General features: G+C 55.4%; 18 protein-coding genes. 13 read left to right on the top strand and 5 right to left on the bottom strand.

From position 1 onward, the window contains the following. Nucleotides 1–91 precede the first annotated feature (91 nt). The 4 genes from CA54_RS08495 to CA54_RS29785 form a co-directional block, all read right to left on the bottom strand. On the bottom strand, nt 92–3,637 hold the full coding sequence (locus CA54_RS08495; protein ID WP_146370368.1) for a hypothetical protein: 3,546 nt from the start codon (nt 3,635–3,637) through the stop codon (nt 92–94). A 28-nt stretch (nt 3,638–3,665) separates the two neighbouring features. After that, nucleotides 3,666–4,955, bottom strand: a complete 1,290-nt coding sequence (locus tag CA54_RS08490; protein ID WP_146370367.1) for an outer membrane protein assembly factor BamB family protein — start codon at nt 4,953–4,955, stop codon at nt 3,666–3,668. Between the two features lie 94 nt (nt 4,956–5,049). Next, entirely contained in the window at nt 5,050–7,389 is a 2,340-nt protein-coding gene (locus tag CA54_RS08485; protein ID WP_231963005.1) for a sulfatase-like hydrolase/transferase, read from the bottom strand. 611 nt (nt 7,390–8,000) lie between these two features. Next, nucleotides 8,001–8,351: a hypothetical protein gene (locus CA54_RS29785; RefSeq protein ID WP_231963004.1), complete on the bottom strand. Its 351-nt coding sequence runs from the start codon at nt 8,349–8,351 to the stop codon at nt 8,001–8,003. Here CA54_RS29785 and CA54_RS30175 point away from each other — a divergent pair. Continuing rightward, the gene (locus CA54_RS30175; protein WP_390816733.1) at nt 8,296–8,715 is read left to right on the top strand and encodes a BON domain-containing protein; all 420 of its coding nucleotides are present in this window, start codon (nt 8,296–8,298) and stop codon (nt 8,713–8,715) included. The genes CA54_RS29785 and CA54_RS30175 overlap by 56 nt on opposite strands. 1,032 nt (nt 8,716–9,747) lie before the next feature. Here CA54_RS30175 and CA54_RS08475 read toward each other — a convergent pair. Beyond that, complete coding sequence (locus tag CA54_RS08475) at nt 9,748–13,614, bottom strand: secretin N-terminal domain-containing protein (protein WP_197532297.1); 3,867 nt, start codon at nt 13,612–13,614, stop codon at nt 9,748–9,750. A 572-nt stretch (nt 13,615–14,186) separates the two neighbouring features. On the opposite strand from CA54_RS08475, the gene CA54_RS08470 reads away from it, so the two are divergent. From CA54_RS08470 to CA54_RS08415, 12 genes are all read left to right on the top strand, one after another. Continuing rightward, nucleotides 14,187–16,817 carry a tetratricopeptide repeat protein gene (locus CA54_RS08470; RefSeq protein ID WP_146370364.1) on the top strand — a complete coding sequence of 877 codons (2,631 nt, stop codon included), beginning with the start codon at nt 14,187–14,189 and terminating at the stop codon, nt 16,815–16,817. A 52-nt stretch (nt 16,818–16,869) separates the two neighbouring features. Further along, complete coding sequence (locus CA54_RS08465) at nt 16,870–17,322, top strand: hypothetical protein (protein WP_146370363.1); 453 nt, start codon at nt 16,870–16,872, stop codon at nt 17,320–17,322. A gap of 62 nt (nt 17,323–17,384) precedes the next feature. Beyond that, the gene (locus CA54_RS08460) at nt 17,385–18,848 is read left to right on the top strand and encodes a sigma-54-dependent transcriptional regulator (RefSeq protein ID WP_197532296.1); all 1,464 of its coding nucleotides are present in this window, start codon (nt 17,385–17,387) and stop codon (nt 18,846–18,848) included. 15 nt (nt 18,849–18,863) lie between these two features. Next, nucleotides 18,864–19,337: a flagellar basal body rod protein FlgB gene (locus tag CA54_RS08455; protein WP_146370361.1), complete on the top strand. Its 474-nt coding sequence runs from the start codon at nt 18,864–18,866 to the stop codon at nt 19,335–19,337. Between the two features lie 25 nt (nt 19,338–19,362). Then, nucleotides 19,363–19,770 carry a flagellar basal body rod protein FlgC gene (flgC, locus tag CA54_RS08450; RefSeq protein ID WP_146370360.1) on the top strand — a complete coding sequence of 136 codons (408 nt, stop codon included), beginning with the start codon at nt 19,363–19,365 and terminating at the stop codon, nt 19,768–19,770. A 62-nt stretch (nt 19,771–19,832) separates the two neighbouring features. Further along, nucleotides 19,833–20,165, top strand: coding sequence for a flagellar hook-basal body complex protein FliE (locus CA54_RS08445; RefSeq protein ID WP_145373654.1), 333 nt, complete (start codon nt 19,833–19,835; stop codon nt 20,163–20,165). A 68-nt stretch (nt 20,166–20,233) separates the two neighbouring features. Next, nucleotides 20,234–21,847 carry a hypothetical protein gene (locus CA54_RS08440; protein ID WP_146370359.1) on the top strand — a complete coding sequence of 538 codons (1,614 nt, stop codon included), beginning with the start codon at nt 20,234–20,236 and terminating at the stop codon, nt 21,845–21,847. Between the two features lie 58 nt (nt 21,848–21,905). Then, nucleotides 21,906–22,925, top strand: a complete 1,020-nt coding sequence (gene fliG, locus CA54_RS08435; protein WP_146370358.1) for a flagellar motor switch protein FliG — start codon at nt 21,906–21,908, stop codon at nt 22,923–22,925. A gap of 79 nt (nt 22,926–23,004) precedes the next feature. Next, a complete protein-coding gene (locus tag CA54_RS08430; RefSeq protein WP_146370357.1) occupies nt 23,005–23,721 on the top strand; it encodes a FliH/SctL family protein in 717 nt (238 codons plus the stop codon). A gap of 87 nt (nt 23,722–23,808) precedes the next feature. Then, complete coding sequence (locus CA54_RS08425; RefSeq protein ID WP_146370356.1) at nt 23,809–25,164, top strand: FliI/YscN family ATPase; 1,356 nt, start codon at nt 23,809–23,811, stop codon at nt 25,162–25,164. Between the two features lie 86 nt (nt 25,165–25,250). Further along, on the top strand, nt 25,251–25,706 hold the full coding sequence (fliJ, locus tag CA54_RS08420; RefSeq protein ID WP_146370355.1) for a flagellar export protein FliJ: 456 nt from the start codon (nt 25,251–25,253) through the stop codon (nt 25,704–25,706). Continuing rightward, on the top strand, nt 25,700–26,371 hold the full coding sequence (locus tag CA54_RS08415) for a hypothetical protein (RefSeq protein ID WP_146370354.1): 672 nt from the start codon (nt 25,700–25,702) through the stop codon (nt 26,369–26,371). The genes fliJ and CA54_RS08415 overlap by 7 nt, the downstream gene beginning before the upstream one ends. Nucleotides 26,372–26,476 lie beyond the last annotated feature (105 nt).

Here is a 26,476-nt window from a genome sequence, read left to right as displayed (position 1 = left end):
AATGTAGGGCAGGCTCCCGCCTGTCGCATTTACCAATGCACGTCCAACTTATCATCCGGCAGGCGGGAGCCTGCCCTACGTTCTCATCGGACTATTTATGCGATGCTGGCGTGCGCTGGCGTTTGGTTTTGGCGAGTTCGCGGAAATAGCGGCGAATGATATTGGCGTAATCGCCGCCCGGTCGATTCAGCGCCGACTCGAGGATTTCGGTACGCAATTTTCCGGGGAGTTCTCCCCAATGCCGACCGGAGAGTTTTTCGAAATCCTCACGAAGTTCCGCCAACTCGTCGGCTGGAGCATTGCTGCCGCTGCCACCTGCCGTGTTTCCTGGAGAACCGGCTTGGCCGGTCTGTTGCGAGCGTTGGCCTTGGCTGCGGCGCGATTGTTTTTGGCCTTGTCCCGGTTGCAGACTTTCGGTCGCCTGTGACAGCGAGTCGGCCGCCTGTTGCATCTTTTCCGAAGCACCTTGCTGTGGCGACTCTGCATTGGCTGGTTGGTCTGGAGAGGACTGTTGTTTCTGGTCTTGCTGCATCTGTTGTTGTGCCTGTTGCATTTGCTGCATGGCTTGCGTGATGTCGTCGGCGGGCTGCGCGGGCATTTCGCCTTGGCCGGCTTGTTGTTCGCCGGCGAGTTGTTGGATTGCTTGCGCGACATCGTTCAACAGGCTGGCAGCTTGATGCCCTTGTTGGCCGGCTGCTTGGGATTGATTTTGCTTAAGCGATTCCGTCGCCTGCTGCATCTGTTTGCGGGCTTGGGCGGTCTCCTGCTCCGCTTGGCGAGTCTGTTCGCCTTGCGGTTTGAGATTGAGCGGCTTTGCTTCTAAATCTTGGGCGGACTCCTGCAATTGACGTTGCAATTCTTCTGTCTGTGCGGCCAAGTTCTTCTGTCCAAACTGCTGGGCCGCCTGTCGTCGCTGAGGGTCGGCGGCCATCTCGGCGAATTGCTGCGACAATTCTTGTTGCCTTTGCCGCAAAGCCTGGGCCTGGGCATTCAATGACTCCTGGTCGGTCGTCATTTCTTGGGCCATGTCAGCCGCTTGTTGGGCGGCTTTTGCGGCTTGTGGTGCTTGGCCGTTTGCCGCTGCTGTAGCGGCGCGATGCGCTTGTTGAGCCATGTTGAGCGCCTGTTGAGCCAATTTCGATTGGGGTCCGAGTTGGCCAGCCGCTTGCCGCGCGAAATCGACCGCTTCACGGGCCAAATCACGCTGCGCGGTGATCAGCTTGAGGTTCTGCTGCGTGGCTTCGTTGGTCGCATCGGTCTCTGCAATGGGGTCTTGTTCGATCGTGGTTGCTAATTCTTCTTGCGCATCGGCAATACCCTGGGCTGCGCGGCCCAAGCGGCCGAGTTCCTGCAACCGCGCTTGCCGGGCTGCTTCGAGGATTTCGGGATGTTGTTCAACAAGGTCCTTCAATTGTTCGGCCAACTCGGCGGCTTGTTTTTCCGCTTGTCGTTGTTGCTCGACCAATGTTTGCAGGTCCTGCTGTTGCTGGGCCGATTCGGGTTGGGCGGCTAGTTCCGCTTGCCGACGCTGTAGTGCGGCGAGTTGTTGTGATAATTCTTGTGCCTGCGCTGCCATGCGGTCCAGATCCAACAGATCACGCTCAAGCGCTGCCAATCGTTCGAACCGCCGCCGCAATTCCGCCAACGCTTCGTCCGCGTCATCCAGTTGGGTGACCGATGCTTGCAGTGCTGCTGTGCGTTGCTCGCCGGTTTCGGAGATCGCCTGTGTGATATCGTGGGCCGAGGTTTGCAGGTATTCTTTCGCGATCTTGCGTGCGGTCGGCGCCAGGCTCGACAGAACCGGCCGTTTGTCGAAGGTGTCGGCCACGTGCTCCAAGCGTTGGGCCAGTTGCCGTTGTTGTGTGGCGAGCGTTCGCAGGAACTTTGGGGTGTCCGTATCTTTTAAAGCGGCGACGCGCGATTGTTGTTGTCGCGTTTCGTTGTGGATCTCAGCCAGTTCCTCCGCCAACCGTTGGTGTTCGCGAGCGAGTGATTGCTCTTTGGCCGAAGGGGCGTCGGGTTGGATCAACACGGTGTGCGGCTCGGAGGTCACCCACTGCGGTCCGGGGCTTGGCCGGTTATCGGCAGCGCGAAATCGGTAGGTGAAGAGTGTGCCGGGCATTTGTAGCTTTGAGGGGAGATCGACCTCAAAGGTAGAGGATACTTCTGCAGCCCCCAGCTTCGCGGCGGGGGCATCGATAATTTGCGATCCTCCTTGCGGGAATTCAATTTCCAGTTGCAGCTGACTGACCGCGAAATCGTCGCGCACAGTTGCCGTGACTCCCAGTGGAGCACCGGGCGCGATCGACATCGGCAGATCATCGTGCAACCCGATGAACTCAGGAGGGTGGTCGCGGCGGATGCGCAAGCTGCGGGCGACGGTCGGCACGTTATGGAATCCATGAGGATCGACGAGGAAAAATTCAAACGGCCCTCCCTGGTCTGCGGTGAACTCCAAACGCGCCGACCGGCTGTTAACGGCAATTGTGAATGCGTGGCGGACAATGTCTGGGGGTATCTTCTCGATGTCGTTGGCGGCAAAGACTTTCTTCAAATCCCGACGATTGCCTTGTAACCATTCCGCGGCGACCACTTTGTTGGGGAAGGTCAATTCCCCGCGCAAGCGGCTGTGCTCAAAGACCGTGATCTCGCCGACCGCGCCGTCGTGCGACTCTGCCGGCAGTTTTGTGTATTCAGGCGGTTGGACATACAATACGCAGGTGCCCATTTGCGGAGGATCGACCACGCGGACGGTGTAGCTTCGTGAGCGTGCTTTACCAGCGGCAAATGCGAATTGAAAGTCGTCTTGTACGTGGGGAATCGTCACTAGGAACGCCTCGGCGGTGGGACTCCACTCGACGGGGCGCACGACGCCGGCTTGCGGTCCCGCGGTGAATTCCAATTTCGCCTCGCGCGGCAAGGAATCCCTTCCCTGTCGAGAATGAGGAACGGCCCGCAGTGTCATGTCCTGTCCGCGTGCGGCGACACGGTCTCCGCCGGGGACATCGAAATAGATATCGCTCGCACGCTCATAATTGCCCCATGGAATCAGAAACCGCGTGAGCATGAGCCGATAACCGTCCGGAGCGAACAGCGCCGGTGCGGCTAAAAGCAATACTGCGGCCAAGCCGAGTAGTCCTATGCGTACGCTCTGTTTTGCGGGGGCGGCGGAATTGAAATCGATCGGGGCGGTGGCCTGCAACGTCTCGCGGGTAAGGTGATTGAGCATCAACGCGGAACCGCGCCAACTCGTGGGGGTTTCCGCATGCGTAAGTTCCACCAGCGAGGAAAGCCGTTCACCCAGCGCGGGATGCGCCACTTCGACGACTGCCGCCAAATTCACACCAGCATAACGGTTGAGCAATGGGCGAATGATAGACCAACTGGTTATGACTAGAGCCACAATTCCGGTGGCGCCCAGCCAGATGACACGTAGGGCTGTGGGGACTTCTAAGAAAAAATCGGCAGCCAGTCCGGCAGCGATCATAGCGCCGCTGACAGCCAGCAACAGACCAATCCCGCGCAGGAGTGCCAACCGCCGCAACCGTCGGGCTAATCCGCGCAGCTTTGCCGCTACGTCTTCGGGGAGCGACGTAAACGTTGCCGGTGATTCAGGGGATTGAATAAGACTGGACATGGTTCAAGCAATCACCGAGAGGCCTGCGCTATTCGCCGAGACAATACAACATTTCTTGTCGTTTGCCATCCACGGTCTCCACGACCCGCATGTAAATACGGCTGCCACAGATGGCCGGTGTCGCATAGGTTTCATCGCCGAGTTGGTTTTTGGAGACGTTTTCCAGTCCCTCGGGGCTGACCGTGACGACGTAGGTCGTTGCGTCTTCGGTCGTGGCATACAATCGGCCGCCCGCTAACACGGGGGTCGAAGTGAACGGACCGCCGATGCGTTTTTTCCAGAGTTCTTCGCCACTGTCGCTCTTCCAGCAATAGACAATTCCCTTATCGGACACTGCGTACAGATGGCCATCGATGACTAGCATCGAAGGGACATAGACGCGGGTCTTGTTTTCCCAGGCGATCTCGCCCGAACCGTCGCCGCGGATGGCAGAAACATGGTTCTTGGGGTAGCCGCCGCTGGAAAAGACGAGGTTTCCGTCGGTGGGAGTCGACGTCACACATTCAGTCGTCGCTCCCTCGACTTCCCAATTCTGCTTGCCGGTCAGCGGGTCATAACTCGAGACAAGATCGCAACCGGTGAAGATCACTTGGTCCTTGCCGGCGACGTTGAGAATGATCGGCGACGCGTAATTCGGCTCACTCGGCCGATTGTGTTTCCAGACTAGCTCGCCGGTCTCGCGATCGAAAGCGGCAATCGCGCCGCCTCCTTTGTTGTCGGCCGAGACGATTACTACCGAACCGTAAATGGCCGGTGACGATCCATAGCCCTGATGCACGACATAATCAGTGACCTTTTTTTGCCACAACTTTTTCCCGTCGATGGTCAGCGCGGTGGTATAGACGGCGTCGTTGTTGAGAAAATTGATGAATAACCGCTCGCCGTCGCAAGCGACGGACGACGAAGCCTGTGTCGATTTTTTGTTGCCTTTATCGGTCAGGCCGCCGGTGTGGACGTCGGTTTTCCAAAGCTGATTTCCCGTCTCGCGATCGAAACAGATCACCGACTGGGTTTGTTGTTCTTCATCAGCGGTGGTGATAAAGATGCGCTCGCCCACCACGGTTGGCGAACTGTGTCCGCGGCCTGGAATCGGCGCTTTCCAGATCACGTTTTCGTCTTTGCTCCAGGTGGTCGGCGGCGATTGGCCGGCTGGAGCGATGCCGTTGCGCTGATATCCTCGCCACCAAGGCCAATCCGCTTCGGAAACTGAAATCGCGGCTGGAGTGGCGACAGCCGTGCCCGATTCCTGCTCCGCGCATCCGGTCGACTCGACCACGAACAACAACGTCACAGCTAAAACCATGTAAACCCGGGGCATATCGACTCGGCTTTCTATATTTTATAAGTCATGCGGTGCATGACGGTTCTGTATCTGGTGAATTATGTTGGAGCTTCATCATGCACAGCATGACCTACTTTTCCGTAGTGGCGGTTGCTTGTTTAACGGCGAAGTCGATCAATTCTTGGCAGTGAAAAAACCCGTCCCAGTAATTGTGGCCTTGCCCGTCGGCAATGACAAGTTGCACGAGCGATTCGGCGCCGGCGGCTTTGTAGCGACGCACGAATTCGGCGGAGTTTGTCTCCAAGGGGACGACCTTGTCGCTGTCGCCATGAATGAAAAAGGCTGGGACACCGGCGCGGGCGAGTGCTTCTACATTTTCGATGGGATTGTGCTTTGCGAGCCGGTTTTGTAGTTGCTCGGCAGTCAAACCGTATGCACCAGCCGCCTTGTCCACACCGGGATAGGCGGTCAGGTCCAAAACGGGATAGATCCCGGCGATGCCGGCGACTTTCTCGGGGTGAGCCGCCGCCCAACTGGTGATCATCAAGCCTCCTCGACTGCGGCCCAACAAGCACGGTTTTTGCGCAAAGCCCCGTTTGGTGGTCAGTTCACGATGCAAGGCGTTGTACAATTTTTGTCCGCGCGGACTGCCGAAGGACTCGCCGATATCGATCCCCGCCACGGCGACCCCAGCTGCGAGGAATTGTTCGTGCATCCATTTTTCGTGGCGGTCGGGCAGACCCGGTAATGTGGGTGCGTAGAGAATCCAAGGTTGCGGCTTGCAGCGTTTTTCTCGCGGGGGATAGAAGATAAAAGCTGGTCGATCGGCGACAAAAAACGATTTGCCCGGCAGGATCAGCTCTTTGCGGGGCAACAACGACGATTGCGGCAAATCGCGCGTTGCAAATTGGCGGAATTCATACTCAAGCTGTTCCCATTTGCGCCGCATGTCGTCGACTTTGTCAGGATGTTTGGCGGCCAGGTTGTGTTGTTCAGTGCGATCCCCGTGAAGGTCATAGAGTTCCCAGTCGTCGTCGCGCGCGGCAACCAATTTCCAATTGCCGACGCGCAGCGCGCGATTGCCTTCGTGCGACCACCACAGTGAATCCCGCTTGACCGTGTCGTCCTTCGCGAACGCTGGGACGAGGCTTTTGCCCGGTGCGGGGGGGACCGGTTGGTCGTTCCAAGTTTTCAGCGGCGCGCCGCCGGCGATATCGAGAATCGTGGGGACGATGTCGATGACGTGTCCAACATTCTGTCGCAATTCTCCCTTGGCTGAAATTCCCGCCGGCCAATGCGCGATCAAAGGCGTGGAGATGCCTCCTTCGTGCACCCAAGTTTTGTGACGGCGGAAGGGGGTGTTGGAGGTCGTCGACCAACCCGGTCCCAAGCAGAGATATGTCGCGGCGGAGCCGGGAGCGGCGGCCGGGTCGTGACCATCGTCGCGAACCATAATCTCAGCGCTGCCGCCATTGTCTGAGAGAAACAAGATCAACGTGTTGTCCAGCGCGCCCATGGCACGCAACTGCGCGAGCACGCGGCCGATGTCGCGGTCGACACGGTCAATCATTGCCGCGTGAATTGCCATCTTGGTGGCTTGAAATTCCTGTTGCGTAGCTGTCATTGTCTCCCAGGGCAGGGGGCGATTGACTTCCCCCGGGCCGAGGATTTCTAGCGCCTTGGGGAAGTGGTAGGGCGGGCCGATATCGGGTTCGACGTCAGACAATTCGCCGTCGACTAAACCGATTTCTTGAATGCCTTGCCATCGCGCGTCGCGCACCTTTTCCCAGCCAGCGCGATATTGTTCGCGATATTTGGCGATGTCTTCGGGCAATCCATGCAACGGAAAGTGCGGGGCGGTGAAGGCTAGGTAATGAAAAAAGGGCGTTTCGCCATGTTTCTCCGCATGCTCTTTCAAGGTGCGGACTGCATGGTCGGCGATGGCATTGGTGGCGTAATAGTCACCGCCCGGTTCGACGGGTGGGAGTTTCTGGTCGTCTTCGTAATGCACTTTCGGATTAAAGAACCGGCCTTGGTCTTGCACGTAATACGAGCGGTCGAATCCACACTGCAGCGGCAGGCCGTCGACGTGCCATTTGCCGGAGTGGTAGCTGCGATAGCCGAGCGGCTTGAGCATGTCGGGCAACAGCCGCGCCCACTGCGGCCGTTTCCCCCGCCCACCGCTGGGAATTCCCGGTAGGCTATCGCGGCGAATCTGCTGCGCATAATAACCGGTCAGCAGCGCCCCTCGCGTCGGCCAACAGCGGGCGGTGTTATAGAACTGCGTAAACCGCAAACCGTCTTTGGCAAGGGCGTCTAGATTCGGCGTTTCAATCTCGCCACCGTAACAACCGATATCGGAGTAGCCCAGGTCGTCGGCAAGGATCACCAGCACGTTGGGGCGCTCGGCGGCGCCGGCCGTGAGGGGCAGGAGTGTCAAAGCGCAAATCACCGTCAGAAAGTATTTCATGGAATGGGCCTTTCCAGACTCATCTTCAGTCGAGGGAGTCGCACTGCCGATTCTGTCACGGGTTTCCTGGCAACGGGAGTTCGTGGTCTGTGGTTTGCCGTTTATTGTCTTCAGATTAACGGGTTCACCCACCCAATACCACGATCGCGCACAACCACGCGTCTCTATGGAACCGCGATTGTGGTTGAACCGTTATAGCGCCCGCGCAATTCGCAATGACATTGATCAGCGTTACTTGTCCCAACCCGACTGGTCACGAGAGGAGTCGATTGACGACTACATATTCATTGTTCAGGAGATAGAAACACCGCCGACTTCGCTCATTTAAGCAGTAGATCGTTTTTCTTCCTGGACTCGTGTCTCAACCCCAGCTTCTGCAGCACAAGGCTTTTTGCTGTCTTCACTACGGAAAAATTTCAAATCCTCAAGCGCCTCTTGAGGTTGAGGCGATTGAAACGTGCGTTGAAAGAACGAGTGGAGCCATTTCGACGTGTGCTCGACATCTCGTGGAGACGCACCCCCAAAAACAACGCAAACTGTAACGACTATGCACCGTTGTGGTAGACTATTCAGACGTCGGCCCGCTTGCGACCGAAGACAAGCATAGGTCTCTAATTCTCGACGGTGAATGCTATGATGACGCGCTGGATGCTGCCCCTGTTGGTCGTAACGATTTTGGCGGTTGCACCGCGCGCTGCCGAAGCCCAATTGTTTGGTAAACGGACATTGGGCGGCAGTTCGTTGTCGAGGCGAGCGAGCCCCGGCGCTGCCGCCGCCGATACCGGTTCGGTGACCGGGAATGAGCGATTCATTCGCGGCAATCGCAGCCGTCGCGCGTTTGTCGGTTCGGACTCGCAGGACGTCACTAGTTTTGTCGGTTCGGAGCAAGCCACCACGACGGGCAACGTGACCTCGACGACTACCGGCTTGCGTCCGCCACCCGATGAAAGTGCGCGAATCAACAAGCCGCTTCCGCCGCGCAGTGCGACATCGCTGTATTATCCCAGGCTGGTGATTCGCTTTGATGTCCCTCATCGGCAAAGGGCCGAACCGACCGTTATTGCGTATCGACTTGAGGAATCAGATTCATTTCGGCAACTGGGGGAGATTGAGGTGGTGGTCTCAGGTCCGACGGCCACGTTGCGGGGTGAGGTTGCCTCCGAATCGGATCGTCGGCTAGCTGCTCTGCTTGCCACTTTCGAACCCGGAATCGATCACGTACAAAACGACCTGACCGTGAATACCGAGTTGAAGTTGCCGCCGCTGCCTCCTGAGCCAGGGACTGAGGCGGATGCACCTCCGCTGGCGCCGCCGGCTGCGAATTAGTTGCGCCCTTTGACTCGGCCTGATGGGGGCTCGTTTGTTCTGTATCCTGTGCGTTCACTGGCGACCCCGAGTGGTCGACAAACGCCGCTGGAACATCGATTGTCACGGTCGACATCGCTTCTTTGTTCGATTCTTTCACGGCAGCTTGTGATTCATAGCCGACCGGTTCAATGCTGTATAAGTGATCTCGTTGGTGGTCAATAAACTTCTGAAGCCGCGCTCCGGACGATTCGATCGGGCCACCCGCTTGAACAACGCCGAGTGACGCATCGCGCTGTGCGGCGGCTTGTTCGATCGGCGATCCATGAGAAGTGGGTTTTTCAGCGGTTGTTGTCGCTACAGTTTCTTCGGGCAGCGCGCCGGGCAGAATTTTCGGAGCGGCATCGGACATCACCGCGCCACCTTGAGTCGGTTCGAATCGAACGAAGAGCGAAATACGTCGTTGCGGTCCGCCCACCTCGTCCCATGGCAACCAGACACTATAGGAATGTCCGATGTCCGACTTGCTGCGGTGTTTGGCCAGCTGTTCGGGCAAAAAGACAAAGCGTTTCTCCGGTTTGGTCGCCTTGCCTTTCCCGTTGTCATCACCAAAGGCATAGACGGTTAACGTTCCATCGACAATCAACGGCTCGGCGGGTTTGTCGTCCATGTTGCTTTTGTCAACGTAGAACATGATCCGTCCGCCAAATCCGCGTATGGAGGGTTTATTCCGTTGATTGAGGATCGTGTCGGTCCAAACCACTGAAAGGCGATTCGGCACCGCGACCGGGGGTAGCGGTTCTTCGTCAGCAGCATCCGTCACCTGGTCCTCGGCAAACTTTGCGTCGGCGGGCTTTGCCTCCGGCGGAACCTTTGACCAAGGCATGGTGGCGGGCATCTTGAATTCGACGCAGCCGCTGAACCCCAGCACGCAGGTTAAGAGAACCCAATGGGACAAACGATTGTCAACGATTTTGATAAACATCGTGGACGAAACCTTCACTCATATCGAATAGGAAGTCGACGGAACAAATTCAATCAGGATTGAGGCAATTACCGCGTCATTTGATCGGGCACAATCGGCCCGTTGGAACCTTCGGGGCTGTAGAGGACCTTAGGGATTCCCGTACGAGAATCGGACGGTTGTGCTTTTCGTATCCGCCGTAACCGGACATTCAAATTCGGGTTCGGCGTCCCTTGTGGATTGTCGTCAGGAAACAAGGTTTCGACATCGTCCCAGGAGGACTGGACTGCCGAACGGCGATCGATGCGGCTTTGAGGGTTAGAATTAGGATAGATCACATCTTCTTGCGGTTGGGGAATCAAAGCCGGCTGGGCGGGAGTTATGCCTTCGCCGCGGGGATCGGTGTCGGGATATATCACGGGAATGGCGTCGTTGTACATCGGGCAGCCCGATTCGCCACACAGCAGAGGATCGTGATTTTGCAATTCGCACACGTCGGTAGCGCACCAACTCATGCGGGCGTATTCTTCCATCTTGACCCGTTCCATATCTTGCTGGTCACGGATCACGTGCGGGGTGAGAATGATCAATAATTCCGTCCGCCGATCGGCATTAAAATCGTAGCTGAAGAGTTGTCCAAGCAGAGGCAGCTCAGAAAGATAAGGAACGCGGCGACGAATTTCCTCCGTGCGTTTGGTGATCAATCCGCCGAGAATGATTGTTTCGCCATCAGCGGCGCTAACGGTTGTCTGAGCCGTGATGACGTTGATGCGGGGCGATTTGACGATCGTTCCATCGGTGGAGACCAAGACGGGTATTCCATCTGCATCGCTGCCCACGTCGGATTTTTCGGAGTCGATTTCCATCACCACCATCCCTTCGGGGCTGATACGCGGGGTGACGCCGAGAATCAAGCCGACATTTTCTAATGCAACACTATTCACCGTACCGGTCAACCCGACTGTAGAACCGGTGATGCGGGGCACGCGTTGACCAACTTGAATATAGGCTGGCTGATTATCCAGCGTCGTCACTTGCGGACGGCTAAGGACTTCCAAACGTCTGTTCTCGTGCAAGGCCCGCAACAGGATATTTACGCTGTCGCTACCGGCCGAAAGGACGAGACCTCCGTAGCCAAGTTGTGAGTTTGTGCGCCCCACGGCAAAATTTGACAATGCTTGGCCAGCCACTGAAGCTGCAGTCGCTAACGATCGGGCGCTGCCGCTGTTCCCGAGTTCCGCCTGATTAAAGTCAAAGCCCGGCTCGAACGTAGCTCCAATCACTTCTTGTTCGGTCGCGGTGATAATTCCTTGGTCGGTTGATTGTTGGGCGGTCCGTGTCAAGGTTTGTGAATCGGTAAGATTGCTCAACAGGCTGCGATCGAAAAGCAATGAATCTTGCAGTCCCAACTCCACACCAAATTCGTCAGTATCGTTTAAGCCGACTTCGGCGATCAATACTTGGATCATGACCTTGGGGGGTTGTTCGTCGAGTTTTTCGACAATGGTTTTGATCTCTTCAAAAAACCGTGGTGTGGCACTGACGATCAAGTTGTTCCCAACCGGTTCGGGCACAACAACCACTTCGCGTTCGATCTGTTGAAAAGCACTCAAACCGCCCGGGGACGCCAATTGAATTTGTCGTTCACTGCGTAAGAAATCGCCAATTGCGCGGGCGACATCTGTCGCCGAAACGTTTTTCAAACGATACACGATATTCTGCCGCAGTTTGACTTCGCGTTCATCCAAACGTAGCAACAATGCTTCGATGATTCGCAAATGACCCGCCGAACCGGTGGCGATAATACTGTTGGTGCGCGTGTCGATGGCGAATCGCAATGGCGCGAGTGAGGTTTCCCCTTCGGCACCGGGGAGTTGGGGGCCGGCACCGGCGCCGGTTTGTGTCGGCAGCAACGACCGCAGCATCTGCACCAAGTCGGCCGCGTCGCTGTTGATGATCCGAAACACTTTAATTTGTGCGGTGTCCACCGGTGTTTCATCGAGTTGGCGAATCAGCTCGCCCAACAGCTCCATGCTTTCGGGCGGTGCGGAAACGACGAGCGTATTTTTACGCGGGTCGGGTGTGATTTGAACATTGTTCAACAGCCCCGATTTGAGGACTTTTTTGCCAGCCGTATCGATCGCCAGCAGTTCCAACACCGAAGAGGCCTGTCCGCCACCACCGGCGGCACCTGTAATTGCTTGTGTCAAAACTTGGGCGACGTCGGCTGCCAAGGAGTTCTTCAACGAGAAGATTCGAGCCTGGTGAACCGATGAACTTTCGGCGACATCAATCCGGCTGATTAACAGCGCCACATCCCGCATGTCTCGCGGTGCTGCTTGGATGAGCAACGCATTGGTGCGCGGGTCAGCTGTGACACGCACCGACGCGGCCAATCCCGGACGATTGGTGAAATATTGTTGTACGGTTTGCTGCGCCTGTGCTGCCGGAGCGTGTTTCAGCCGAAAGACGCGCAATTGCGAGTTGGGGTCTACGGGACTGTCCAGCGAGGCGATCAATTCCTTCAGCACCTCCAGCGCTTCGCCCCAGCCAATCAAGAGCAGTGCATTGGGCGTGATCAGCGGTGTTTGCTCTACGCGACCTTGTCGGCCACCGATTAAATCGGGAAGCACACCGGTGATTAACGTTGATAATTGTTGGCTATCGACATGCTTGAGCAGCACGACATCGATTTCCGGTTCCGCTTCGGCGCTGAGTCGTTCAATTTCATTGATGATGCGGGTCATTTCTTCGACGTCACGATCGCGTCCCCGCAGAATGATCACGTCCAAATCAGGCAATGTTTCGACTTCGACATCGGTCCCCAACTCCCGCAACCGTTCGCGTTGGCGGTCTAGCTCGGCGTCCTGGGCGTCCATGGGTCCGTCCGGATCCAGTACCGGGGCGGAATCGTTGTTGGTGTCTGTTTCTTGGAAGGCAAAATTGGCCGGGCGGACTTGCGAATCAGTGATGAGGTGCGTCCCTTTATCCCCGGATATTTCACGGACAGCTTTTGGTGATTTTAGTTTGGTTTTTTCACCGCGGTAGGCGCGAACGGCTTCCTCGACCTTGTCAGGACTACTGCGTCGAAGTGCGAGGATACGAATCCGGCGGCCTTCGGTTGTCTCGCGACTATCGAGTGCCCGTACGAGTCTCGCGACTTGAGCAACGGCTTGGTCCTGTCCATACACCAAAAACTGATTGCGACGGCGGTCGATGGTGATTTCGACATCGTGTCCGGCAATTTTCGAGAGAACATAACTCTGTTTGGGACTTTCGTTGACGCGGATCGGTTGCATGCGCTTGCCGAACAACTGTCGCAACATTGGCAGGATGTCGGCTGCTTGAGAATTGATCAACGAGACAAACAATTCACGCGGCTGGTCGGTCGACGGTTGCTCTACGGGCTGACGTGGTTGTGGACCTCCATTGAGCGTGATGGTCCGTTCCACCTCTTGGATTTCTAGCGGCGGTGTCGGTTCGTCCAATCGCGACGAGATCCAGTCATGAATTTGCTGCGGTGCCACAACGAGTAACCGCGAAGCATCGACATCAATTGCGACACGGACCTTACGGTTCTCTTGGAATCGTTTGCGGAGGCTGTCGGCCGCTTCTTGCAGTCCGGCAGGCTCGATGGCATAGGATTGGACAACCGGCTTCGTCTCAACCGGCGCCGTAGTTGCCTTCGAATTGCGATCTACCGATTTGATCAACTGCTGCGCAATCTGTTGAGCGTTTTTCGGCCCGCGGAGCAAGATTTGATTGTTTTGACGATCAGCGACCAAATGCGTGGTGTCGTCGAGATTATCCAGTAGCTCCTCCAGCATTTTCTCGACTTCAGTCGCCGATTTATGCCGTAGCGGATAGACCTGATATTCAGCGGCCGAACTCGACTGGGCCGCGGCGATACCCGAGAGGTAAAGTGTCAACAGAACGACAGTGAACGCGCATTTCATAGGTAGCAGTTTCCACAAAGCTTCTCGTTGTTGAAGTACGATCACGAGAAAATCCTCGCATAAAATTCGGTGGGCGAGCAACGTGCGCCACGCGAATTTGTCGGTGTTCCAGAAATGATGAGTTGTCGAAAATGTGAGTGAGAGAGGGGGCGGAATACTACGCAATTCCAAGTAGCCCATCAAGGGCAATTGATCCGTCCGTTGTGAGAGAAAAATCTGTTCTGAGACAGGGGTCGGACGCAGCTGTATAATAACGATTCACAGCGCAAGCCATCTTGACAGAATCGAACGGTTGCGGGTATTACACGCTCCCTCTTCACAGACACTCTCTCACATATATACGCATTGACGAACCTGCAGCCATGGCGCATCGCGTCTGACCGCTGCCTATCCGTTGCGCGAGGCTGTTTCCTACACCGCGAATGCGGGCAGGTCTGCAATCACGCATTCCGACGGCATTTAGACACCTCTCCATTCCGACCACACTTCACCAACATTTGCGACTCGTTCTTCTTGGATATTCATTCAAGATGAGTCACGCGTTTCATTCCTAACTTAGCGGACGTCCCTCCATGGCGACCGAACCCCAACAATCCGAATCCGGACTACCGGAATCAGATACGGCTCTGGCCGATGCGCCGAGCGTAGAGGGTTTGGAAAACGTCGGTGATTTCGAACCTCCGTTGGGGCTTGTGGCCAGATTGATGGACAAGTTTCGGGGCGTGGCCAGCGGCGTGCAGGATTGGGTAACGCCGGCGAATTTGAAATTGGCCGGTTTTACGACGGTCGGTTTCTTGTTGTTGTTCGCCGGGATCTACATCGCCACACGCGAGGAAGGGCCAACGAACTCCGAGAAATTGATAGCGGCTCTCGAATTTTTAAAAACCGGAGATGACGGACCCGCGGCGCGCATCGCTCAGGAAATCCAGCAAGAAGGTTTCCAGGATCCAGATTTTCCAGGCGGCGACCAATTCATTCTGGGCATCGTGGCGTTTCGGCAAGCCGAGAAATTGACCGAAGACGAAGGCCGGGAACAAAAATATCTGGTGGCCAAGAGTTTCTTGGAAGAGGCGCAGGAACGGGCCTTGACCGAAGAATACGAGGCGCAATGGGCCTACGCACTCGGCTTGAGCATGTATCGCATTGGCCGGGCGAAAGCGGCGCAACCCCTATTGGAAAAAGCGGTTGAATCCTATGTCCCCGGCAAGATCGAATCGGGATTATTGCTGGCGGACACTTATGTTTATTCCAAAACCACCGAAGACCTAGCCAAAGCGCAGGCTCTGAATATCGCTATCGCCGCCCTCCCCGAACTGAACGATCAACAGCGCGACCGTGTCTTTTTGCAACGTGCACAGATTTTGTATGCAATGGACAAACCGAGTGAAGCCGAAGCGGCTTTGGCCGATGTCCACGCGGAAACCGACGGAATTACGATTCTGCGGGCTGAGGTGCTGATGAAAGCCGGCAAGTACGCTGAGGCCTTGGAAAAATTGCGTCCCGTGGAAGCGGGCGAGGGCTTGCGACAAAAGTTTCCACGTCAGGCACGATACTTAATGGGATTGTGCGAACAGCGGTTGGCCCAACGAGATCGTACGAATCAAACCGTCCATTACGACGCGGCTCGCAATTATTACGAACGGACCTACAAACAATTTCGCGGATCACACGAAGCTGTTGCGGCGCAGTTGTGGGCGGCGGACATTTTGAGACGGCAGAATTTTCATGAAAAGGCGTTGGAGACCTATCACGATGTCTTACGGCAGGTTCACAACCCGAGCGACTTCAGTAACAAATGGATCGACGTCAAGGTGTTTCGCGGTGTGATTTTGGACGCCTGGAATTCCTGGAACGAGATGGAGTTGTATCAACACTCGATCGCACTTTCTGAGCACATGGCTCCACTGTTTCCCTCGGCTTTGGCCCGGGAGTACGGGGCTTTGGCGAATCAAAAGGCCGCACAGCATCTTGAGGATCAACTTGCGGTTGCCAACAACCAGAAACGTCAGCAACGACAAAGCGAACTCGAAAACCGCTGGGTACGTAGCGGGCAAGCATTCGCACTCCTCGCAGCCGAACGCAAGACGTCTGCCGAATATCCCACCGATTTGTGGATGGCGGCAGAGCACTTCTTGAAAGGGCATGACTATCAAAGCGCTGTGAATTATCTCACGTTGTTTCTGAATACGAATCCCACAAAGCAGTTGCCCGCCGCCTTGGTGCTCAAGGGTCGGGTCTTGATGCAACTTCATTTGTTTGAGGATGCACTGAATCACTTTCAAAGAGTCATTACCAGCCATCCCACGCATGTCATGGCCTTCCAAGCGCGGCTGTTGATCGGAACGTGCTATTTTGAAACCGATCGTCATGAATTGGCGGAACAAACTTGGCGCGAAATGTTGATTTCCGACCAACTGACACCTGCAGCGGAGGAATGGCAAGACGCGCTGTTTGGATTGGGAAAACTGCTGCATCTCACTTGCGAAGAAATAGCGATGCAAGCGGCGACGGTGGAAGCGACGGATCAGGAAGCTGCGGAAAAACTGAAATTCACCGCGTATCGGCGCTGGGATGAAGCCATCATCCGGTTGGATGAATATGTCAAACGATTTGACCTGCCGACAAAGGCAACCATCGACCCGCGCCATCGCGAACGCACCAAAATGTTGATGGAGGCTCGCTACTACCTTGCCAAGGCGTGCCAGCGCAGCGCCGAATATCAGCAAACGAAAATGAAGGCCGCTGAAACCGAAAACGCCCGCAACCAGTTTTTCAACCAGATGAAACAACTGCTCGATCAATCCAACAGTAACTATGAGCGGTTGAAGACAGAATTGTTATTGGCATCGGATGCAGGCCGCATCGACGCATTGGGGCGTGAGTTTTTGCGGAACTGTTACTTTGAAATCCCCAATAACTTCTTCAATTTCCAGGACTACCACGGAGCGGTGATTCGTTATCGCGAAGCGGCCGGACGGTATCAAAACCATCCCGATGCGCTGCGGGCCATGGTCCAGGAAGCGAACTGTTATGACCGGCTCAATCGTCCCCTGGACGCCCGCGGGGCGCTGGCGCAGGCGAAATTTATTTTGGAGCAAATCCCCGACCAGGATTTTCTGGAACACAGCGAAGCGTTGAATAAGGACCAATGGAGAGATTGGTTGCAATGGGCCATTGAATTGCACAATCGACCCTCTGCTTAACGACTGACGTTCTGTCTCGGCCACCTTTTTTTCTTTACTTCGAAACCATCCTATGACCGGATCTCCCACGTTCAACTTTGTGCGAATCTTCGCGGCACACCGCGAATGTTGCAGCCGGTTGTTGGAATTGTCCCACAATCAGGATCGGTTAATCATCGAGGATGACTACACACAATTGTTGGTCGTCTTGGGTAAGAAACAAAAAGTTTTGAATCAAATGGAAGAGTACGCAAAGCATCGGCCGCGCATTCAAGCCTTGTGGAAGTTGCAACGCGATGAACTCGACACGGAAACACGCCGACAATGTGAGGACTTGCTCAACGGTACGGAATCCGACTTAGCGGAACTCGTCCGTCAAGAACAAGCCAGTACTGACCGCATTGAAGAACGTCGCGCAGCCACACAACAGGATTTGCAAAACCTCGACCAGGGAGGACGCGTGAGCGAAGCTTATCGTGACAGCCTGGCACCCGCGACACACCGCCGTTTGGACATCGGACAATGACCAACATTATTTCCACGCACGATACTAGTCGCCGTTTCAAATCACCTGCATTGAATCAATCCATGGACCATCGAAACGACCACAATCTGAATGCCTCTCCGTTAAAAATCTACGGGGCTGACGTACGTCAGGAACGGACACTCTCCGCACACGTGCTGGTGGTGGGCGATCAGCTTGACAGCCGAACTGCCGTGGTGGATGGGCTTGTCGAATTCGGCGCACGGGCAACAGCCGTCCATTCGCCCGCCGATGCCGAATTATTGTTGCGCAGCCAACAATTCGATTTAGTGATTCACGACGTGCACGAAGAGAGCGAATCGGCGGTTGCGGCAATCACCGCACTGGTGACAAGTTCGCAATCGACTCCGCACATTGTCATCGCGCATACAGCGGCTCCGTTTGGAATCATTGACAAAATGCAGTCGCAGCCCTGTGTGGTGATCGCCCCTCCCGTGAATCCGGAAATGCTCTACAGCATCGTGCAGCAAGTATTGACACATGCGGAAATGATTGCGGAGAACACCCGCCTGACGCGACAACTTGCACAACGGGGAACACATGACATCGTCGGAAATAGTGCGGCGATTAGCGAATTGCGTCTAAGAACTTTGCGCTGTGCCGAAGGGGACGCGCCCGTGTTGGTTCAAGGGGAACCGGGCACCGGTAAGCAATTGGTGGCTCGCGTTTTACATGATTTGGGATCGCGAGCCCATCGTCCCTTCATCACGCTGGATTGTTCGATTTTGACCGCCGCACACTTGGAGCGGGAACTGTTCGGCGACACGGCTGTCGATTCGTTTCGAGGTGGTGAACCACGACCGGGACGGCTGGACTTAGCAGCCGGCGGTACGTTGGTCGTGCAGAACGTTGACGAAATGGCGTTCATGATTCAAGCCGATTTTGCACAGGTGTTGCGCGAGCGGCGGTTTCGCCGTTTGGGGGCAACCGAATACCGTCCGCTGGACACGCACATCATCACCACAACCCGCTACGATCTGGACCATCAAGCGCGGCAGGGATTATTCCGTGAGGACCTACTCAAGCAAATCGCATCACGGATCCTCCCCACGCCCGCGCTGAAGAATCATCGGGACGACATCGCAGCGCTCACGGAACATTTTCTCCGCAACATCGCTCTCAAACAGGGGAAGCCGGCCAAACGGATTCCGGCGGCCACCATGGATATTCTGGCCAACTACGCATGGCCGGGAAATGTTCAGGAATTGGAAAACCTCATCGAGCGGGGTTGTGCCATCGACTGCGGTCCTAAATTGACTCCGGAACTGATTCGTCCCTGGTTGGCCGCTCCGACGCAAGACCACAACTCGTCCGAATCCGGCATGTCATTGAAGGAGATGGAACGCAAACTCATCGAATCGACCTTCGCGCGTTTTGCCGGCAACCGCGAAAAAACGGCACAAGCGTTGCAGATCGGCCTGCGAACGCTCTCCGGAAAACTGCGAGATTACGGCTATCCGCCACGAGGCGGCCCCGGATCCAATCAACCGTTCAAACGAGCTGCGTAACGAAAGGTTCATGTCATGATCAATTCAATATTGCAGTCGACCACGGTTCCGTTGCTGGAACAAGTGGCCTCGTTCACCGAACGCCGCCAGGAAATCTTGGCTGGCAATATGGCCAACATCAACACCGACGATTACCGCATGCGGGATTTGGACGTTAAGAAGTTCCAGTCTCTGCTGCGGGAAGCCATTAAGCAGCGAAGCCAACCCAAACAATCCCAAAGCCAATACCCGATGCCTCCTTTTCCCTCTCCGGGGCTTGCGGGCGGCGGCCAAACCACACAACCCGACATGGCTGAGTTGTTCACACCGGAAATCTTCGAGGCGGTCCAAGCCTCACCCTATAACTTGACCTTTCAAGACGGCAACAATCGCAGCATCGAAGAAGAAGCGATGGAGATGACTAAAAACGGGATGCTGCAAAGTTACGCGATCGAATTCATTAATGCTCAAATGGCCTTGTTACAGCAAGTGATTTCCGAACGGGTCTAACACTTTTTTTCTTAACGGCAAAACCATGTTCAAAACACTCGACATCAGCACCAGCGGCTTGACCGCCCAGCGGCAATGGATGAATACCATTGCCGGCAATATCGCCAACGTGAACACAACTCGCGAACCTGATGGCGGCTCGTATCAGCGGCGGTACGTCAACTTCAGTGCCGACACATCACAAAGTGACGGGATGACCCGCGGTGTGCCGGTGTCCTACGAAGTCAAACTGGATGAATCGCCGCCACGAATGGTCTACGATCCCGGCCATCCCGACGCGAACAAGGAAACCGGTATGGTGGCGTATCCCGCGTTTGATATCGTGACCGAATTCGTCAACGCCATCGCCGCCAGTCGTGCGTACGAAGCGAATATCTCGGCTGTGGAAATGTCCAAAACCATGTTCAACAAATCGCTGGAGATCCTGGCTTAGTTGCAAGGCCTTGATTCATTTCTAACGCTTCATCCAACCACCCCTTTTAATTGAAACAGACGATGCCCGGTTCCATTGGTGGATTTCAATCGAACTTGTTTCCGGCCATGCCGAAAATGCCGCACGCGCCCATTGGGGGCGCTGTCGGCGGCGCAGCCGGTGCCGATGCGCCGCAGGTTAATTTTCAAGAAGCTTTATTGAATTCCATCAACCAGGTCGGCATGCAGGAAAAGCAAGCCTATGCGGCCATTGAGTCGTCGCTCGTCAGTGATGAGGACACTCAGGTCCACGCCATGATGGCTATGAAAAAAGCGGAATTGGCGTTCCGTACGATGATCCAAATTCGCAACAAGATGGTCGACGCCTACAACGAAATCAAGGACATGCGGTTTTAACCGCTGATAAAAAACCGCAGTTGTTCTCACTCGCTCTTCTCTTCACCTAGAAAACTTCAATAAACGCCATGGACGGCATTCAAAACATATTCAAACAGATCGGCGATCTGTGGCAGTCCTTTAGCCCCAGCCAAAAAGGAACGTACACGATGATCGTGGCGCTGCTGATCGCGGCGCCGCTGATCTATTCCTACAAAGGCTCGGGGTCGGATCACGTGCCGTTATTCCCCGGGATCGCTCTGAAACCGCACGAGCTGCAATCGGTGCACAGAGCGATGGTTTCCACCGGTTTGTCGGGCTGGGATCTGGAAGGCATCGATATCGTCGTCCCCAAGGGGCGCGAAGCGGAATTTTCCAAAGCACTCGCAGGGCAGGGCGGGCTTCCGCCGGAAATCTCGGATATTGTCATCAACGTGTTGCAGGATGAAAGCCCCTGGTCGTCGGGGGATGCACGCAAAGAAAAAACCGAAGAGGGCCGCAAAAAACAGGTCCGCCAACAAATTCTCAACATGGATGGTGTCCACGAGGCCACGGTAAACTGGCCGCCAAAGGAACGCCAACGACATTTCGGTCCGAGTAAATCCCGTACCGGAATCGTCTCGGTGCGGATGGCGGGGGACCGCGAGTTGATGCCTCACGAACGCAAGTCAATGCAAGTCTTGGTTGCCGGTACGGTCGGTATTAGTCCCGACAGCGTTTCCGTGATCAACTTGGGCACAAATCGCGCATACAATCCTCAGGACATTGACTCCAACGATATGTATTTCCAACGCCGCAACGAAGAAGAATCGTTGCTGCAGGAAAAAATTCAAAGCGCGCTGAGCTTCATTCGCGGTGTGGTGGTGACCGTTGCCGTCAAACTGGAAAAAGAAGAAGCCACGACGGAACGCACCGTTTCTTATGACGCCAAGCCGATCGTGATCGAACAAACGACGTTGTCCAAAACGGAGAATTCTCGCGAGAACAAACGGAGTGACCAACCGGGCGTCGTGGGCAATACACCTCTCGAAGTTCGTGCCACCGCGAAACCGGCGCAGGAGCGGGAATTTCAACTCGATGAATCCCAGAAGAACAGCATCACTGGTGGCAAGGAATCGTACGGTGTGATTCAAGGTCTGCGACCAGTCTCCTCGACCGCCACGATTACCATTCCCGAAAGCTATTATCGAGAGCGCTTGGCAGATGACGGTATCCTTGCCCCGGGATCTGAGGCTTCGGAGGAAGATAAGGCGGCGTATCAAGCCAAGGTCACGGCTGAAGAAACAAAAATTAAACCGCGCGTGACGGAATTGGTCTCTAAGCTGGTGACCGCTCCTCCCAGTGAAGACCCGACATCGTTGGTGACCGTGATCCGTGCGCCGTGGTCGTCTCCTGAAGTGGTGGAAGGACCGGGAATCATGGATACCGCAGGCGGGATGGTGAATTCCTACGGCCGTAGTGTTGGCTTGGGCCTATTCGCATTGGCGGCGTTGTTTATGCTCAATCGCAGCATGAAAGCCGTACCACCCGCGCCGGAACCGGATATTGAGGCCATTTTGAATCCTCCCAAACCGGATGAACCAGAAGAACCGGTTCGCGAGGTGGAAGTCCTGCCCCCCTCGCGTCGAGATGATGTGCAACTTCTTGTCAAAGACAATCCCGAGATGGCTGCGGCAGTCCTGAACAAATGGCTCTCCAGCTAATCCGTAAACTGAACTGGTCATTCTCGCCTCTCCATTTCCAATTCGGCGTTTCACCAATATGCATCCCACTAGCGAATCACACAATAAAAAAATCCGCAAGGCGGCCGTGCTCCTACTGAGCCTGGATCGGGCGATGTCGGCTGAGATTATGAGCCAACTCACCAAGGACGGAATCGAACAGGTTGCGTTGGAAATCGCGCGACTGGACGACGTCACCCAAGAGGAACAAGAAGCCGTCCTGGAGGAGTTCTATCTGCAAGGACGAGCGCGGCGGCATATTGAATCCGGCGGCATTGAACACGCTTATGCTTTACTCGAACAGTCGATGGGAAAAGACGAGGCGTCTGAAATCATTGATTCCTTGCGGCAATCCATGAGTTCGGTGCCGTTTGGCTTTATGCATAAGGTCTCGGCGGAGAATGTGATCACCTTCATTATCGAAGAACATCCCCAGACGATTGCCCTCATCATGTCGCACTTGCCATCGGGCTTGGCTGCCGAAGTGCTGGGGCGACTGCCCTCGGATAAGCAGTTGGATGTTGTTCGCCGCGTTGCCACGATGGAACAAACCAGCCCAGAAGTGATTCGTGACGTGGAAAGCAGCTTGCACGCCCGGATGCGAACGATGTTTAGCCAATCGATGGAAAAAGCGGGCGGAGTCGGATCGGTTGCACAAATTCTTAACGTTACGGATCGCATGACCAACAAAGGCATCCTCGAAAATCTCGAACAGGACAATCCCGATTTGGTCGACGAGATCAAACGACTGATGTTCGTGTTTGATGACATTCTCAAACTCGACGACAAATCCGTGCAATCGCTGCTCAAGGAAGTGGACAACAGCCAATGGGCATTGGCACTCAAAGGCGCTTCGGAGGACCTCAAAGGAAAAATCATGGGCAACCTGTCGCAACGGGCTGCTGCCATGCTGCAAGAAGAAATGGACTATTTAGGTCCCGTCAAACTCAGCGACGTCGAAGCCATGCAACAACAAATTGTCGACACAGTGCGCCGTTTGGAAGACAGCGGCGAAATTACCGTCGCCTCCGGAAACGAAGCGGAACAACTCATTACGTAAGGCCTCTCCAATCACCGACTGCACGTGGCAAACTTTCTGTTTTCCACTTCAAACATATTAGCAAAGACACCTCGACCCTATGCCGGCCACACAACCCTCTCGGCTACTTAAAGCCCACGACGCGCGCAACATCGGCTCAAAGGTCGCGTTCAATTACGAAGACTTGCGCCAACGCTGCGATCAGTACATCGAACAGATTAGCGCACAGGCAAAGCAGATTTTGCTCGACGCGCGCGGTGAAGCCGAACAATTGCGTGCCGAAGCCCAGGAGCAAGGGCACGCACAGGGACTGTCCGCCGGGCACGAAGAAGGGCTCAAAGACCAGCAAAAGGCGATCGCCGATAAAGCGGACGAACTGTCGACCCAACGATTAGATGCAGCCTTACCCGTAATACAAGCCGCCGTAGATGCGCTCAACACCGAACGCAATCGTTGGTTGACCACTTGGCAGAACACGGCCATTCAACTCAGTGTGGCAATCGCCGAAAAACTACTGCATGCGGAATTGCAGCAGCGTCCAGAACTCGTGCAAGAGACCATCCGCGAGGCGCTGGAACTAGCGGCTGGTAATCCACAAATCAAACTTCGCTTGAATCCCGATGACGCGGACCACCTGGGCGACTGGTGCGACGAACTAGTGGCGACCGTTTCCACCGCAGGAACGGCCGAAATTGTCGCTGATCCACACGTCACCACGGGAGGCTGTGTGGTGGATACCAAGCATGGCCAAGTCGACGCGCGCCTCGAAACTAAACTCGCCCGCATTGCTCAGGAATTGTTAGACGACAGCGTCTAAACAAACAGCATTGAACGCGCCTTCCCCGGCAGCAGCGGGGAATATTTTTCCGGCCCCCAGCCACTCCCCACCGAAGAAGTCACCATCATGCTTGCACTGGAAGAACAAATTCAACGCATCTTGCCGGTCGGGTTGTCCGGCAGTGTGACGAAGATCGTCGGGTTGACGGTTGCCGTCAGCGACTTTCCGGCTCCGTTGGGATCGGTCTGTAAAATTGCCACCGAAAGTGGCCGCAGCGTTGAGGTCGAGGTCATCGGTTTTCAAGGCGAGCATACCTTGTTGTTACCGTACGACGAACTGACCGGCATCCGCCGCGGCAATCGCGTCACCATGGTACAGAGCGTTCCCGGCATTCGCGTCGGTGACCAATTACTTGGACGCGTGCTCGATGGTCGGGGACGGTTCATTGACTCCGGCGTCCCGGCCGCCTTACCGCATCGTGCGCCGATCCACGCTGAGGCGACTTCTCCCTTAAAGCGTCCGCGCATCGATACGCCTTTGGGAACCGGTGTGCGGGTGATCGATGGATTATTAACCGCCGGCAAAGGGCAACGGTTGGGGATCTTTGCCGGCAGTGGCGTAGGCAAAAGTGTGTTGATGGGACAAATGGCCCGCAACAGTACAGCGGACGTGAACGTGGTCGTCTTGGTGGGTGAGCGGGGACGAGAAGTCCGGGAATTTATTGAAAAGGATCTGGGACCCGAAGGACTCGCCCGTAGTGTGGTGATCGTCGCAACCAGCGATGCGCCGGCGCTACAACGCTTGCGGGCGGCGTTTGTTGGAACGGCGGTAGCGGAACACTTTCGAGATCAAGGAAAAGACGTCCTGTTGATGATGGACAGCGTGACCCGTTTCGCGCTAGCCCAACGAGAAATTGGACTAGCCGCTGGCGAACCTCCAGCGACGCGGGGTTATCCGCCGAGTGTTTTTGCCCTGTTGCCGCGACTGTTGGAGCGTAGCGGACGTAACGATCGGGGGAGCATTACCGGTTTTTACACTGTCTTGGTTGAAGCTGACGATGCCAATGAGCCGATCTCAGATACAGTACGCGGCATCCTTGACGGACACATCATGCTATCTCGAAAGCTGGCGCATCAGGCGCATTGGCCGGCGATCGATGTTTTGGCCAGTATCAGCCGGTCGATGCCCGACGTAACGACCGACCAGCATCGCGCTGCCTCTGATGGCTTGAAACAACTGCTAGCCGCCTACCGGGAATCTGAGGACCTCATCTCGATTGGAGCTTATCAATCCGGCTCGAACCAACAGGTCGACGTGAGTTTGAGAATGCGTGAGGCGATTCAACAGTTTTTGCAACAAGGAATGTCCGAATCTGCGGCCTTGGACAGCACGATCGAGCAGTTGTTGCAGTTGTCCCAAGTCCGTGAATCATTGCTGCAAAACAGTCCTGCCGGAGACGAAACACACGCGGCTTCGGCGTGACGACACGAAATTCAGTATTTAACCAACATCGCAAATTTAACAACCGGGCATTGTTCTCCCTACACAATTTGAGATAAGTCACGACCGTGCCGAAATTTCAGTTCAAACTTGAAACGTTGCTCAACATGCGTCTAGGCCGACGGGACCAATGCCGCCAAGCGTTGGCGTCAATCCTCAGCCACGATGCGGAGTTAGCAGCTGAAATGCAGCGCGTTGTGCAGCAACGTCTCGGGCAATTGCAGGAGCTGCGCGATCTGAATTCGTCACGCGACATGAACATCGACGCCACAGCGGCGCGGCGGTATTTTGCCGGACAACTGACCTCGGAAATCGCCGGCATCGAACATCAACAAAGCCTCGTTGCTGCGCAGATCGAAATCTGCCGTCAAACATTGGTCAAAGCTGACCAGGATGTCAAAGCTCTGGAGAATCTAAAGGAAAAGCAACTGGCGGAGTATTCGCAACTCCAAGAACGACGCGCCCAACGCGAACTCGAGGACAGTTGGTCCGCCACGAATCGAGATGAGGTGCCACTATGTTAAAAACCGGCATCGTAATCTTCGCCTGTTTCTGCATTGCAACCGTCATCACCGAAGCGGTCGGATTGGGCGTGCTCTGGTCGCGGGGACAACTCAATCAGCGGACCTTTCGAGAAATTGAAGTCATTCTGACCGGTTCGGATTTGCTGGGTGTCGACGTCCAAGAAAACGAACAAGAGACGCGGCAACTCTCGCTGGATGAGATCAGCGATAAGCGGGTCACCGCGATTTTGGGCATCGAAAAACGCGAAAACCTTGCCAAGCAACTGTTAAACGACGTAATGAAATTTCGGGATGACGTAACTGCCGAGCAAAAAGCGTTGATCAAAGACCGTGAACTATTCAACGCTGAATTGCAGCAAGTCAACGAACGAAACACGGCCGAAGCGACAGAACTGGCGCGAGGCATCCTCTTGGCCTCTTCGCCCAAGGTTGCCGTCGATCGTTTGATGGAATTGACCGTTGAGGAAGACGTCATCTTGTTACGAGGAATGCCTGACGAAAACATCGCGAAGATACTCAAGGAATTTAAAACAGGACTGGCGCAGGAACGAGCGCAACGCGCACGGCTTATCTACGAATCGATTTATCGCGGCGAACCAACCAGTTCAGTGATCAACAAACACTCCGAAGACGGACAACCACAGGTAACCACCCCGGCCGGCTAACCAACAGACTTCGCACATGGCGTAATCCTCTACAGACGATAGAGCGGGCATACCGATCGCGTCGTTCGTAATCGTTGATCGGAAACCGACCCGCTCACAGGAACA

The organism is Symmachiella macrocystis (genome assembly GCF_007860075.1).
GTDB classification, from domain to species: Bacteria; Planctomycetota; Planctomycetia; order Planctomycetales; family Planctomycetaceae; genus Symmachiella; species Symmachiella macrocystis.
The sequence above is the reverse complement of the archived record's forward strand: the minus strand, read 5'-3'. Positions and strand labels throughout refer to the sequence as shown.

Coding starts and splice junctions, on each gene's coding strand:
- CA54_RS08455 (WP_146370361.1), top strand. CDS start 18,864: ATGATCAATTCAATATTGCAGTCGACCACGGTTCCGTTGCTGGAACAA.
- CA54_RS08445 (WP_145373654.1), top strand. CDS start 19,833: ATGCCCGGTTCCATTGGTGGATTTCAATCGAACTTGTTTCCGGCCATG.
- CA54_RS08440 (WP_146370359.1), top strand. CDS start 20,234: ATGGACGGCATTCAAAACATATTCAAACAGATCGGCGATCTGTGGCAG.
- CA54_RS08470 (WP_146370364.1), top strand. CDS start 14,187: ATGGCGACCGAACCCCAACAATCCGAATCCGGACTACCGGAATCAGAT.
- CA54_RS08460 (WP_197532296.1), top strand. CDS start 17,385: ATGGACCATCGAAACGACCACAATCTGAATGCCTCTCCGTTAAAAATC.
- CA54_RS08495 (WP_146370368.1), bottom strand. CDS start 3,637: ATGTCCAGTCTTATTCAATCCCCTGAATCACCGGCAACGTTTACGTCG.
- CA54_RS08430 (WP_146370357.1), top strand. CDS start 23,005: ATGCCGGCCACACAACCCTCTCGGCTACTTAAAGCCCACGACGCGCGC.
- CA54_RS08485 (WP_231963005.1), bottom strand. CDS start 7,389: ATGAAATACTTTCTGACGGTGATTTGCGCTTTGACACTCCTGCCCCTC.
- CA54_RS08465 (WP_146370363.1), top strand. CDS start 16,870: ATGACCGGATCTCCCACGTTCAACTTTGTGCGAATCTTCGCGGCACAC.
- flgC (WP_146370360.1), top strand. CDS start 19,363: ATGTTCAAAACACTCGACATCAGCACCAGCGGCTTGACCGCCCAGCGG.
- CA54_RS08475 (WP_197532297.1), bottom strand. CDS start 13,614: ATGAAATGCGCGTTCACTGTCGTTCTGTTGACACTTTACCTCTCGGGT.
- CA54_RS08490 (WP_146370367.1), bottom strand. CDS start 4,955: ATGCCCCGGGTTTACATGGTTTTAGCTGTGACGTTGTTGTTCGTGGTC.
- fliG (WP_146370358.1), top strand. CDS start 21,906: ATGCATCCCACTAGCGAATCACACAATAAAAAAATCCGCAAGGCGGCC.
- CA54_RS08425 (WP_146370356.1), top strand. CDS start 23,809: ATGCTTGCACTGGAAGAACAAATTCAACGCATCTTGCCGGTCGGGTTG.
- CA54_RS08415 (WP_146370354.1), top strand. CDS start 25,700: ATGTTAAAAACCGGCATCGTAATCTTCGCCTGTTTCTGCATTGCAACC.